Source organism: Peribacillus sp. FW305-BF15 (assembly GCF_058783805.1).
Genome location: NZ_JBYSYV010000009.1, coordinates 152,318 through 166,285 on the forward strand (window position 1 = coordinate 152,318; position 13,968 = coordinate 166,285).

Genomic DNA, 13,968 nt, shown 5'->3' on the forward strand with positions numbered 1-13,968 from the left:
GACCAGCCACTTTTTTAAGTCTGCTTTTATTCATGCCTAATGGACTTCAATCCGATTCCCCCTGATTTTGGGTAGGTGAAGCGTGAGGATGCCATCGCGATGTCGAGCGGTCACATTTGCTTCATCAATCGGTTTTGGAAAGGAAATGGTTCTTGAAAAAGTACCGGCCGAAACTTCCTTTTGGAACAATCCTTGATTTTTATCCTTTCTATCTCCATGCTTTGCAGATATGGTTACGGAATGGGCCAGTACATCAATTGATATTTGGCTGCGTGGAATTCCGGGCAAGGTGGCAGTTAGGGTATATTCTGAATGCGTTTCATGAATATCAACTGGAAAGCTGCGTTCTTTCGCCGAGCCGAAGAAATCGTCAAGGGATTTCAGCATGCCTTTAGGTGGCCTTTCGGAAAACAGCCGATCCATTTTGTTAATGAAATGGGAAAAGGGTTCCATTCGATTCCGGTTATTATTTTTTTCAGAAGAGGTCATCACGGTGCTCCTTTCTAAAAAATTCCTTTGCCTATAAGCTATGTGAGGAATGAAGAAATGTGAATGGACTGTTGGGTTTCAGATTCAGGTCCATAGGGAATAACGGTACTGAATGATTAATAAAGGAAATGAGGGATTAATATGACAGATAGCAAGCTTTCCTACATAGATACCGGGAAAGGAAAGGAGACATTGTTGTTTATCCATGGATTTTGCGGAAGCCATGAATATTGGAGCGACATCATTGCTGGATTAAAGGAAGAATACCGGGTTATTGCCGTTGATTTACGGGGACATGGTGCAAGTGAGGAAATAGGGGAGTCTTTCTCGATTGAAGATATGGCAGCTGATATTGCGTCATTTTTGGAAGAACTGGAAATCGGACAGGTATATATGTTTGGTCATTCGCTTGGGGGATATATCACCTTGGCATTCGCAGAAAGGTTTCCTGGGAAATTGTCTGGTTTTTCATTGGTACATTCCACCGCTTTCCCGGATGATGAGACTGGAAAGGCGGGGCGCTTAAAATCAGTCGAGAAAATCGAAAGTGAGGGAATCCCTGCTTTCATTGATGGACTTATACCGAAGCTTTTCGCTCATTCCGATGATCCCAATATTGAACATACAAAGGAAATCGGATATAAAACAAGTGAAATTGGTGCGATAGGGTCTTTACATGCCATGAGGAACAGAATGGACAGAAATCATGTTCTCGAAGATACGAAGTTGCCTGTCCTTTTGGTTGCAGGTGAAAAGGATAAGGTGATTCCCGTTGAAAAAACCTTTTCTATAAAAGGGAGCCATATCAATGAAGTAATACTTAAGGGCAGCGGCCATATGGGAATGTTGGAAGCTCCAGGCAGACTAATTGAAGAAATCATTCGCTTTGTCGAGAAGAATTAAGTGAAAATAATGACCGGGCTGGAAACGAGATGTTGACGTTTCCAGCTTTTTTTTTGAATAGGAAATAGTTTCCCTTTTGCATAGAACGTTCATTCGGTAGAATAGGAGGATGAGGTGGTTAAATGAAACTGCGAAAAAATTTACTGGAAGTCATAAAGGATCTAAAAACAAATGAAGATTTTAAAGAAAATATAGTACATTGGCAAGTCATTGAAGCAAAGGAGGCAAAACATGTTCCCTTTCCCGAAGCAATGAATGATAAGATCAAGCATGCTCTTGAAATACGGGGGATTAATGGGTTGTATACCCATCAGGCAACTGCATTTGATACTGCTGTCAGCGGCAATAGCCTTGTAGCGGTAACACCTACAGCTTCTGGTAAAACATTATGCTATAACTTGCCGGTCCTTCAAAAAATACTGGAAGATGAAAAAACCAGGGCGCTTTATATTTTTCCGACAAAAGCACTGAGCTATGATCAAAAAAGCGAATTGAATGAAATGATTCATGAAATGGATGCTGAAATAAATAGTTATACATACGATGGGGACACACCTTCAAATATCAGGCAAAAAATCCGCCAGGCCGGACATATCGTGATCACCAATCCTGATATGCTCCATTCAGGAATCCTGCCCCATCATACGAAATGGGTCTCTTTATTTGAAAATTTGAAGTATGTGGTCATCGATGAACTTCATATTTACCGCGGCGTTTTCGGAAGTCATACAGCCAACGTCATTAGAAGGTTAAAAAGGATTTGCAACTTTTATGGAAGCGACCCTGTATTCATCTGTACTTCCGCTACGATCAATAACCCAAAAGAGTTGGCAGAAGAGCTTACGGAAAAACAAATGGTCCTTATCGATAATAACGGAGCCCCGAGTGGGAAAAAGCATTTTGTGTTTTACAATCCCCCAATAGTCAATAAACCGCTGAACATACGCCGGAGTGCGGTTTTGGAAGTCAGGAAGCTGGCAAATGAATTTTTGAAAAATAAAATTCAAACCATCGTTTTTGCGCGAAGCAGGGTTCGTGTGGAAATTCTATTGACATATTTACAGGAGCTTGTATCAAAGCAATTGGGGCCAAAATCAATCAGGGGCTATCGCGGCGGATATCTGCCAACACAGCGTAGGGAAATTGAACAAGGCCTTAGGGATGGTTCCATTTATGGAGTGGTGTCCACAAATGCACTTGAGTTGGGTGTCGATATCGGCCAGCTTCAGGTTTGCATAATGACTGGTTACCCTGGATCCATATCGAGTGCCTGGCAACAGGCGGGACGGGCAGGAAGGAGACATGGTGAAGCATTGATCATCATGGTTGGCAGTTCCAGTGCCCTTGATCAATATATCGTACAGCATCCCGATTATTTCTTTACCAGAAATCCAGAAACGGCAAGAATCAATCCGGATAATCTTTTGATCCTGGTTGATCATGTAAAATGTGCAGCATATGAGCTGCCATTTAAAAAAGGCGATACATTTGGGAAAACAGAGATTATGGACGTTCTTGAATTCCTTACAGAAGAAAGGGTCTTACACTTGAATGGGGACAAATGGCATTGGATGAATGATGCTTTTCCCGCAAGCAATATCAGCCTGCGTTCAGCGGCACAGGAAAATGTCGTGATCATCGACCAAACGAATGCACCGGTTAATCGGGTCATCGGGGAAATGGATACGTTCAGTGCAATGACCCTTCTCCACGATGAAGCCATTTATTTGCACCAGGGAATTCAATTTCAGGTGGAAGAACTTGATTGGGATGAAAAGAAAGCTTATGTACGAGAAGTCAATGTGGACTATTATACGGATGCTAACCTTGCTGTCCAGTTGTCTGTATTGGAAGTCGATAAACAGCGATCTTTCGCTTCCACATCAGCTGCTTTTGGTGATGTCGCAATCCGGGCAATGCCTACGATCTTCAAGAAAATCAAATTCGAAACTCATGAAAATATTGGTTCAGGACCAATCAGTCTTCCGGAGATGGAGCTGCATACGAGTTCGGCCATGCTTTCCATGGATTCTGATATATTCAATTGGGACGAAAATCGAATAGAACAAGGAATGATAGGAGCCTCCCATGCACTGAATTACATGATTCCGCTATATGTTATGTGCGATCCGCATGATATCCATGTGTATCCGCAGGTTAAGGCAGCGCATAATGAAAAACCGACCATTTTCATCTATGATAGTTATCCGGGTGGCATAGGGTTAAGTGATAAAGTATATGAAAACTCTGAAGTCATCCTGATGGAAACAATATCAATGATCGAGAATTGCACTTGTGAAAGCGGCTGTCCTTCCTGTATTGGAACGGAATCCGCAACGAAAACAGCCAAGAGTGATGCCAAACAATTATTAGGTCAATTTTGTAAGCAAAAACATTAATAGATTACAGGGATCCGTGAAAAGAGGTGTAATTTCATGTCTTTAAAAAATAAACTAAACCGTATGAAAACCCATATGAACCTAGAGAAACATACTTCTCCTATAGAAGTAATTGACCAGAAAGAGAATGAAGAAATTCCTTACTTGGAAAAGTGGCTGGAGAACGATACCGTTTCCTTTCATTTCGATGGTGACTATTGTTTCATTAGGGAAGTCCGCTACCCTATAAATCACAAACACGGCTTATATGCATTTTCCGAGCTGAAAAAGGTCGTAAAGGAGTGGAATCAAGCTTCATTGGAGCATCCACTCTCCGCCAAGGGCGTTAAAAGTGAAGATCTGTTTTTCTTCGATACGGAAACGACAGGGCTTGGAGGCGGAGCGGGCAATACCATTTTTTTACTTGGCTATGCGTATTTAGAAGGTGAAGAAGTTGTCGTGAAGCAACATATCCTTCCGCAGCCAGGAAGTGAAATCCCGCTTTATCAAAGCTTTCTGGAAAACATCAATTACGAAACCCTTGTCACATATAATGGTAAATCCTTTGATTGGCCTCAGCTAAAAACAAGACATACCTTGATAAAAGAACATGTACCAAAACTACCGGAGTTCGGACATTTTGATTTGTATCATGCTTCAAGGCGCCTTTGGAGAAACAAATTGGAGCGAGTGAAATTATCTGCGGTCGAAACAGATATTCTAGGTGTACATAGAGAGGATGATATTCCTGGATATTTGGCGCCCATGATTTATTTTGATTTTGTTGAGAGGAAGAATCCGGAAATTCTGTTTGGGATCATGAAGCATAATGAATGGGATATCTTATCACTGATCACATTGTATATTCATTTGTCCCGAAAAATCCTCCAAATCGATGGATATACGGAAGAGTCCATGGAGATTGCACGATGGCTCGATTATTTGGGAAAAAAAGAGGAGTCAGTTGAGACATATCAAAAAATATTGGAAGCGGGAAGTGAGGAAGATCGGATAATGGCTGGTCATGCCTTAGCTTTCCAGAAAAAGAAGCTAAAACAATTCAATGAAGCTTTGGAGATTTGGAAGGAAGTTGCCTTAAAAGGGAATGTGCAAATAAGGATACAGGCGCAGATTGAATGTGCAAAATTATACGAACATCAATTTAAGGAAGTCGGTCATGCTCTAAAATGTTCAATAATCGCCCATCAAGAGATGGTAAGAGAAGGGATCACTCAGGAAAAAAAACAATTGGAATTGGAAAAGAGGATTCGGCGGCTCGAAAAGAAAGAAGGTTCAAAGGATATTTCTGTATAAAATAAAGGAATGAGAATTGTCTTTTAGTGCAAAAGGATGAAAATAAAAAATATGTATTCAATTATTGTAGCCTTCAACTATTGTGTGTAAAATGGAAAGAGTTGAGGGTGAAATTCCAAGCGTTCATTTCATACCTTTACATCAAATAAAATTAAGGTGAAAGCGGAGCGGAGAAATGTATAAAACGACTTTATTTCTATTTTTTGTTGTCCTTTGTTTAACGATTGTTTTATTTACTTCATTAAAAGACAGTCTCTATTCCTTTTTGTAGAAAATCACCCTCCATATTTGAAGAGATAGCATTCATATAATAGTGTACTTATCGACAGCCATACATCGTTTTATACTTATTCTGTATAATTAGGTCATTTCATCAGTACACGTATCCCCTTTTTTTCATAGTCTGTAATGGTAAGACTAAACTTATCATGATGAAAGGGGACGTATTATAAATGTATTTTCGTAATTGTGGAGGAAATAAACCCAATGTAATGGGAGTATCCAACAATGTAATGGGAGCATACGGGAACGCACCTGGAGTAATGGGCGCATCAACCGGTAAATACCCCAACAACGTAATGGGCGCATCAACCGGTAAAAACCCCAATAACGTAATGGGGGCGTCAACCGGTAAAAACTCTAACGTAATGGGAGCCTATAGTCCATCGGCTGTGTCTCCAGCGCAATATGGTCCAACACAAACATCTCCATCTCAAGTTGCCCCAGCGCAAGTTTCTCCAACACAGCAATATGTCAATACGAATGTATCGAACACAGTGATTCCTGTCGTTCATCCATCACATACTACAAATGTCAATAAACATGTGAACACGTTTAAGCATTATTTCCCGCATACTCAATCCGTGGTGAACGAGTGCTATAATCAACACTTGATTTGTGGAATGCCGCCGCAAAACCCATGCTGTCCGCCTAAGCATTTCGGATACTAAAAAATAAGGGCTTATCAAGCCCTTGTTTTCTTATATAATCATGTTAAAAGGGAGATTGACTATGCAATGAAGGTTTTGTATATGACCGGCTACAAAGCTTTTGAATTCGGGATATTTAAAAATGATCATGAAGCCGTAAAATATATAAAGAAAGCGATGAAACAGCGTCTCCTGCCATTGGTGGAAGATGGGCTGGAATGGGTGATCATCTCAGGTCAGTTGGGTACGGAATTATGGGCTGCCGAAGTGGTTTTCGAATTACAGGAAGAATTTCAACAGCTTAAATTAGGTGTGCTTACTCCTTTCCTGAAACAGGAAGAGTCATGGAATGAAACGAATCAAGAGTTTTACCGATCCATATTGGCCCGTGCCGATTTTGTTGAATCGATTTTCAACAAACCATATGAAGGGCCCGAACAGCTTAAAATCAAAAATAGGTATATGGTCCATAAAAGCGATGCCATGCTCATCATTTTCGAAGCCGAAAAAGAGGGATCAGCCCGATATCCTTATTTCGAAGCGTTGAAAAAAGCTGAAACACAGCCATACCCCATCTTTCAGATAAACTTTGATGATTTGCAATCGGCTGCGGAAGAAGCGAGCTGGTCCGAAGAATGAGAGAAAATAATTATGGATTAAAAGTTGTTTCTAAAGCATAATCATATTATTATGAAATTTAGATACAGTTTTAATGGGAATACATACCGTTCACTGAAACAGTAAGATACAAAAAGGTGTTTCGTTGACAAACCCAAGCAGATTTGAAAAAATAATAAAAAGTCGATTGTATTGGCGAAAGTATTGAGGTGAAGTCTTATGCTATCCGATAAGATAAAATTAACGGCTAAAGATATTCTTGAAAAAGATTTTAAAACAGCCATGCGCGGGTATAAACCTGAAGATGTGGATCAATTCCTGGATCTGATCATTAAAGATTATGAAGTGTTCCATCAGGAAATTGAAGATCTTAAACAAGAAAATCTTAAATTGAAAAAACAAGCCGACGAGAGTACAAAACGTCCAAATCAACCTGCTCCAAGTGCTACTCCGGGAACCACTAACTTTGACATCCTTAAACGGTTATCCAACTTGGAAAAGCACGTTTTTGGTAACAAGCTTTTTGATTGAGGTTTTGCATTGTAAAAGTAAAAATTATTGTGGTATTGTGTTTTCGTGAATAATGGAGTATAATCAATTATGTTATGTTAACGTTTGGGTAATTGCTGCTGCATTTATGCAGTAGAGGAAAGTCCATGCTCGCACGGACTGCGATGTCCGTAGTGTTCGTGCCTGGCGAAAAAATAAGCTTGGGCAGCAATCTTGGATTGCTGACGGCTGGGAAAATGCCTAAGTCCTTTTGGATATGGCATGAATACCTATAAAAGTGCCACAGTGACGTAGCCTTTACAGAAATGTAAAGGGTGGAACGAGGTAAACCCCACGAGCGAGAAACCCAAATTAATGGTAGGGGCGCTTTCTTCCTTGGAAATGAACGAGGAGAAGGACAGAAGCACATGCTTCTGTAGATAGATGATTACCGCCGAAGTACGAGACGCGAGTCGCTTGCAGTACTGAGGAACAAAACATGGCTTACAAAACGTTATCATATTACACCAAAAGCACAACTCTCCTTTTAAAAGGAGAGTTTTTGTTTATGAAGATTGCCCTAATATAAAAAGATTGGGCATTTCCTTTTATTTTTCGTTTTTTGAAACTCCGCTATGTTAAACTTAGAACTTGGCAAGTTTTTCATACCATTCGAAAAGTGTCCAGCGTAAGAAAATGGCTTGAATGAAGTCTTCGGAAACGTTGTTAAAAATAGTGTTGGAATGTTAAGCATTCCTTGATTCTGGGTATCCTATTTATAAAGGTTCCTTAACTCTTCTGTTAGCTGAAGGCGGATAATGGATGGGAACCATACATAATTGGTTTGGATGATTTCAATCATATAATTGCAGCGATTGTCTTAAGGTGCAGTGATAATAGAGTAAAGCTTTAATTTCACGGTAATCCATAGACGTTCCCGCTATATGATCATGATAGAAGCTAGGCCAACAATGAAGAATTCTAACGACAAGATAAATGGTAGTGGACCTTTTAAATAAGGTTTACATGTAAAAAATCAATGCCTGCTTCTAAAATACATAAATGAAGAAATTCGTGAAAAGGTGCCATTGATTGGATTAATGGAAAGAAGGTGCAGAAATAATGAAACAATTCGATATTATCGCAACATCAGCAATGGGATTGGAATCAATTGTTGCCAAGGAGGTTCGGGATCTTGGTTACGATTGTCAAGTCGAAAATGGTAAAATCACGTATAAAGGGGATCAATCCGCCATTGCCCGCTCTAATTTATGGCTGCGTACTGCCGATAGGGTGAAAATTAAAGTCGCGGAATTTAAAGCATATTCATTTGATGAGTTGTTTGAAAAAACAAAGGCATTGAATTGGGAAGATTACTTATCGGCCGATGTTGAGTTCCCCGTGAGTGGAAAATCCGTTAAGTCAAAGCTATACAGTGTCCCTGATTGTCAGGCAATTGTCAAAAAGGCAATTGTTGATAGATTGAAAAGTAAATACAAGCAAGTGTCTTGGTTTGCTGAAACTGGTCCTTTGTTTAAAATTGAAGTATCTATTTTAAAAGATGTTGTGACACTTACCATGGACACTTCAGGTGCAGGTCTGCATAAACGGGGATATCGAACCGGGCAGGGGGAGGCACCTCTTAAAGAAACATTGGCGGCTGCGTTAATCATGCTGACCAATTGGAAAGCGGATAAACCTTTCATAGATCCATTTTGTGGATCTGGAACGATTCCCATCGAGGCGGCCTTAATTGGTCAGAACATAGCACCTGGTTTTAATAGGGAATTCGTATCTGAAACTTGGTCATGGATGGACAGTAAGGTTTGGGATGAAGCACGGATCGAGGCTGAAGATTTAGCCGATTATGATCAGTACTTGGACATAACCGGTTGTGATATTGACCATCGAATGGTCGATATAGCTAAAGCTAATAGTTTTGAAGCCGGTCTTGGTGATCTGGTTGAATTCAAACAAATGCAGGTGAGGGATATCTCAACCAGGAAAGAGTATGGTGTCATTGTCGGGAACCCGCCTTATGGAGAACGTCTTGGCGAGAAAAAAGCGGTTGAGCAGATGTATAGGGAAATGGGCCAAGCCTTCAAGAAGCTTGATACTTGGTCAGTATACATGATTACCTCCAACCCTGACTTCGAACAGCATTATGGTAAGCCTGCAACGAAAAAAAGGAAATTGTTCAATGGTTTCATTCGTGCTGACCTTTATCAATATTGGGGGAAAAGGCCGCCAAGACAGCCTCAAGGTGAATAAGTAGGTAGAATATAACGGAGGATTTTGCTAGTCAGGACGATTTATTCATAATAGGTTCCAGTCTTGCTTATCATTTCCTTTTCTGTTATTCTAATAATGAATTATTTTTGTTCAGATTTAAGGAATACCTTAATATTCTTTTGAACAAGGATAGTAATATAATGTGTGGAGAACACACTAGGAGGCAACAAAAATGGAACAAGGTAAAGTAAAATGGTTTAACGCAGAAAAAGGTTTTGGATTCATCGAACGTGAAGGTGGAGACGATGTATTCGTACATTTCTCAGCTATCCAAGGCGAAGGTTTCAAAACTCTTGAAGAAGGCCAAGACGTTACATTTGATGTAGAACAAGGTCAACGTGGACCACAAGCATCAAACGTAAACAAAGCTTAATTCAACCCTATATTATTTACAGACAGGCTCTCTTTTGGAGCCTGTCTTTTATTTTACGAATGGGACAACCAGGCAGCATACATAGAAAAAACATACATAACACGTTTCATTTTCTAATGGTTGGTAAATATCTTGACTATTAATGTGAAATAAAGGATAATATACTTTTGCCTAAGATTATAATGATTCGGATTCTATATACTGATGATAGATAAAAGGGGAGACCAGGATGCTTAAAACACTGCCTTTTTCGGTAACAAAGGAAGATTCTTTTTACGATAAGCTTTCAGAATGGATCGGTGATGTCTTTTACGATATTCTTCCCGAAAAAGGATTTGAGCTGCGTGACGAACAAATCTTCATGGCATTTCAATTAGAAAAAGCCTTTAAGGAAAAGAATGTAAGTTTTGCTGAAGCAGGGGTAGGGACCGGTAAGACATTGGTCTATTTACTATATGCGATTTGTTATGCGAGATATACGAATAAACCGGCCATTATTTCGTGTGCAGATGAAACGTTGATTGAACAGCTTGTCAAAGAGGAAGGCGACATCCAAAAAATCAAGAATGCTTTAGGTATTGAAGTGGATGTTCGGCTTGCTAAATATCACGATCAATATGTATGTCTAAAGAAGTTGGATTACGCAGTGAATCATGAAGATTCAGAGGGAATAGATCAGCTATATGATGAACTTCCCAAGTTTGTCCATGATAACTCATCCATGAACGCCTATACAGCATATGGGGACCGTAAACAGTACCCATATTTAAATGATGAAGACTGGTCTAAAGTTGGCTGGGATCAACTCCAAAACTGTTTCACTTGTGATAAACGCCATCGATGCGGGCAAACCCTATCACGGGACCACTATCGAAAATCAAGTGATTTGATCATTTGTTCACATGACTTCTTCATGGAGCATGTATGGACCAAGGAAAAGCGTAAGCGTGAAGGACAGTTACCATTGCTGCCAGATCATAGCTGCGTTGTCTTTGATGAAGGCCACTTATTGGAATTTGCTGCTCAAAAGGCTTTAACTTATAAAGTTGGGGAACAAACCCTTGCCTCGGTTTTGGAATTGCTAACAGCCAATCAGGTTCGTGAAGAGACCTTATACATCATTGAGGATTTAATTGATATCAATGAGGAATTTTTTGATTTGTTGGATGAAAAAGCGATACATGTCAGCGGATCTAATCGTTATGAAATCCCAATGTCCAAAGAAATTACAAGCTTTGCCCATAAGCTTCACAAAAAGGTTGAGGAGTTAGAGGAGAACCTAGTTTTTGAAGCGGAAATGTACACGATCAATGATTATGATTTAAAAGTGACGGAAGAATATTTAGAGCAGCTGGGCTACTCCCTTTCTCTATTTATAAAGGATGAACAGGCCGTTTCCTGGTTTGAAGAAAATGAAATGACCAAAACATTGGTCATCATGCCAAGGCTTGTACAGGATATTTTGTCTGAACAGGTATTCTCTAAAAAAATCCCTTACATTTTTTCATCGGCAACATTATCGGATAATAAATCCTTTCAGTACATTGCAGATAGTTTAGGGATAGAAAAGTATGACAGCTTTTCCGTTGAATCACCGTTTGATTACGATGAAGTCATGAAAATGAACATGCCTACCTTCGAAAATGGAGATCAATTGGCTAAACTTGAATTTACGATGAAGACAATTGAGGAAAATCAAGGTCGAACACTCGTGTTGTTCCAATCAAAAGAAGAATTGCATTGGTTCAAGGAAAACTGCCCAATGTCTTCTTATCCATTTTATTTTGAAGGGGAAGCGGAAATCAGCGAGCTGGTTAAGAAGTTCCAAGAGGATGAGCAATCTGTTCTTTTCTCCTATCATTTATGGGAAGGACTTGATGTTCCAGGGCCTTCATTACAAAATGTTGTGATACACTCCCTGCCATTCCCGCCGCGCGATCCAGTTTTCGAGGCTAAACGCAACTCAGTTTCCGATGCATTTGAAGAAGTGGACCTTCCATACATGCTCCTTCGCTTGCGCCAGGGAATAGGGCGTTTGATCAGGACGAGCAATGATTCGGGGACAGTCCAGATTTTGATTGATAAGGATCTTTCGGAGCAGGTGAAAGAGAAGATTGTATCCATTCTTCCTGTCACGCTCTAACTAAAGTCAATCCAAAAAAAGAACCAAGGTGCCCCTTGGTTCTTTTTTTATTTTAATTTATGGCTCTTTTCATAAAGATTGATGTTTTTAAAACGAAACTATTTAAGGTTGATTGGAGCTGAAGTGCGAGACTCCTGCGGGAGCAGCGGGACAGGTGAGACCCCACAGGCGTTTACGCCGAGGAGGCTCACCGCCCGCCCCGTGGAAAGCGAGCATCTGAAGGGGAAATCAACCACACCGCACTACTTGGTAAATAGCAACAAAGTATGCGAAAACAGCCTAATTTATTAATCGGAGTGGTTCTGATAGGAATGATTTTTGTATAATATGGTAAAGTGTAGTTGGAAGGAGCAGTGACTATGACTAAAAAGGGTATCGATCTGATAGAAAAAGAGTTCAAAGAATATGTTAAGAAAATCTCGGCGTATAATGAAGCACTCGCGTTAATTTTTTGGGATTTGCGTACAGGTGCACCGAAAAAGGGAGTTGAGCAGCGTTCCGAAGTTATCGGAGTGCTTTCCTCCGAAGTGTTTAATATGAGCACAAGTAAAGAAATGGAATCCTTCATTGCAGAACTTTCGAAGGAGCCTCTTAGTGAAACGACTAATAAAATGGTGCAAGAGTGTAAGAAAGATTTTGAAAGGAATAAGAAAATTCCTGCAAACGAATATAAGGAATTCGTCATTTTACAATCGCGTTCTGAAAGTGCATGGGAAGAGGCAAGGGAAAAAGCTGATTTTTCTTTATTTCAACCTTATCTGGAGCAAATTGTAGCGTATACCCGCAGGTTTGTAGAATACTGGGGATATGAAGGGACGAAATATAATACCCTTTTGGATATGTATGAACCAGGCATGACTGTAGATGTACTTGACAGCGTATTCAGTGAGCTTCGGTCGAGGATCGTTCCTTTGGTAAAACAGATTGCAACAAGCGAACATAGACCTGAAACAGGGTTCCTTTATAAAGAATTTCCAAAAGAAAAACAGCATCAACTCAATTTGGAAATTCTAAAACAGCTAGGATACGATTTCAAGGCTGGCAGGCTGGATGAAACGGTTCACCCTTTCGAAATTAGAATAAATAGGGGAGATGTCCGGGTGACGACCCGATACGATGAAAATGATTTTAGGGGGGCAATCTTTGGTACCATTCATGAATGTGGACATGCCATTTATGAACAGAATATCGCCAATGAGTTAACCGGAACACTTCTTGATTCCGGGACATCCATGGGGATCCATGAATCACAATCTTTATTTTTCGAAAACTTCATTGGACGGAACCAAAGCTTCTGGAAAAATAAATTCTCCTTATTAAAAGAATATGCCCCCGAACAATTCAATGACGTGACACTGGAGGAATTTTACCGGGGCATTAACGAATCGAAACCATCGTTCATCCGTATTGAAGCAGATGAACTGACGTATCCTCTACATATAATGATTCGGTATGAACTGGAAAAGGCTCTTTTTAATGGAGAACTTGAAGTGAAGGATTTACCGGAAGTCTGGAATGAAAAATATAAGGATTATTTGGGAATTGTTCCTGAAAATGATGCCATGGGCGTGTTGCAAGATGTACACTGGGCAGATGGCAGCTTTGGCTATTTCCCTTCTTATGCATTGGGCTATATGTATGCAGCCCAAATCAAGCAAGCGATGCTTAAAGATTTGCCTGATTTTGATGGACTGTTGGAAGCGGGGGATATTGCGCCAATCAGGGAATGGCTTAATGAAAATATACATAAATATGGAAAAACAAAAAAACCTTTGGAGATTTTGAAAGAAACGACAGGGGAAGGCCTGAATGTTCAGTATTTAATAAAGTATCTTGAAGATAAATATAAAGAAGTTTATAAAATCAAATGAATCAAAGGAAGAAAGACTTGCATTAAGTGTAAAGGCCTTCTAAGTTTGTAGACAAAAGGGGTTCGGAATTAAAAATTCCGAACCCCTTTTGGAAATTCCCTTTAAATTTCCGTCTGGAATTAAGCGATTGGGGCTCTACAAGCCACTAGGTTAGGCCATTTTTGGACCT

Annotated in this window: 11 protein-coding genes and 1 other RNA gene; 11 read left to right on the top strand and 1 reads right to left on the bottom strand. The window is 39.9% G+C overall.

The genetic code is table 11. The features are described from left to right. Window positions 1-36: 36 nt before the first annotated feature. Window positions 37-489, bottom strand: coding sequence for an Hsp20/alpha crystallin family protein (locus AC3WLU_RS11825; protein ID WP_413000928.1), 453 nt, complete (start codon window positions 487-489; stop codon window positions 37-39). Window positions 490-630: 141 nt separating this feature from the next. Between AC3WLU_RS11825 and AC3WLU_RS11830 the strand changes: the two genes are divergently transcribed. The 11 genes from AC3WLU_RS11830 (at window position 631) to AC3WLU_RS11880 (ending at window position 13,799) form a co-directional block, all read left to right on the top strand. Then, a complete protein-coding gene (locus tag AC3WLU_RS11830) occupies window positions 631-1,392 on the top strand; it encodes an alpha/beta fold hydrolase (protein WP_492597289.1) in 762 nt (253 codons plus the stop codon). A 122-nt stretch (window positions 1,393-1,514) separates the two neighbouring features. Next, window positions 1,515-3,791: a DEAD/DEAH box helicase gene (locus tag AC3WLU_RS11835; RefSeq protein ID WP_063575772.1), complete on the top strand. Its 2,277-nt coding sequence runs from the start codon at window positions 1,515-1,517 to the stop codon at window positions 3,789-3,791. A 36-nt stretch (window positions 3,792-3,827) separates the two neighbouring features. Beyond that, window positions 3,828-5,084: a ribonuclease H-like domain-containing protein gene (locus tag AC3WLU_RS11840; RefSeq protein ID WP_098864332.1), complete on the top strand. Its 1,257-nt coding sequence runs from the start codon at window positions 3,828-3,830 to the stop codon at window positions 5,082-5,084. Between the two features lie 452 nt (window positions 5,085-5,536). Further along, entirely contained in the window at window positions 5,537-6,034 is a 498-nt protein-coding gene (locus AC3WLU_RS11845) for a CotD family spore coat protein (RefSeq protein WP_250160993.1), read from the top strand. Window positions 6,035-6,100: 66 nt separating this feature from the next. Continuing rightward, window positions 6,101-6,652, top strand: coding sequence for an SLOG family protein (locus tag AC3WLU_RS11850; protein WP_098864331.1), 552 nt, complete (start codon window positions 6,101-6,103; stop codon window positions 6,650-6,652). A 198-nt stretch (window positions 6,653-6,850) separates the two neighbouring features. Further along, entirely contained in the window at window positions 6,851-7,162 is a 312-nt protein-coding gene (gene gpsB / locus AC3WLU_RS11855; RefSeq protein ID WP_034307876.1) for a cell division regulator GpsB, read from the top strand. 80 nt (window positions 7,163-7,242) lie between these two features. After that, an RNA gene (gene rnpB, locus AC3WLU_RS11860) (RNase P RNA component class B) lies at window positions 7,243-7,632 on the top strand. Between the two features lie 610 nt (window positions 7,633-8,242). Continuing rightward, entirely contained in the window at window positions 8,243-9,391 is a 1,149-nt protein-coding gene (locus AC3WLU_RS11865) for a THUMP domain-containing class I SAM-dependent RNA methyltransferase (protein WP_063575774.1), read from the top strand. A gap of 193 nt (window positions 9,392-9,584) precedes the next feature. Further along, window positions 9,585-9,785 carry a cold-shock protein gene (locus AC3WLU_RS11870; RefSeq protein ID WP_034307871.1) on the top strand — a complete coding sequence of 67 codons (201 nt, stop codon included), beginning with the start codon at window positions 9,585-9,587 and terminating at the stop codon, window positions 9,783-9,785. A 229-nt stretch (window positions 9,786-10,014) separates the two neighbouring features. Continuing rightward, window positions 10,015-11,928 carry an ATP-dependent DNA helicase gene (locus tag AC3WLU_RS11875; protein ID WP_492597290.1) on the top strand — a complete coding sequence of 638 codons (1,914 nt, stop codon included), beginning with the start codon at window positions 10,015-10,017 and terminating at the stop codon, window positions 11,926-11,928. Between the two features lie 359 nt (window positions 11,929-12,287). Further along, window positions 12,288-13,799 carry a carboxypeptidase M32 gene (locus tag AC3WLU_RS11880; protein WP_278088425.1) on the top strand — a complete coding sequence of 504 codons (1,512 nt, stop codon included), beginning with the start codon at window positions 12,288-12,290 and terminating at the stop codon, window positions 13,797-13,799. The last annotated feature ends 169 nt before the right edge of the window (window positions 13,800-13,968 follow it).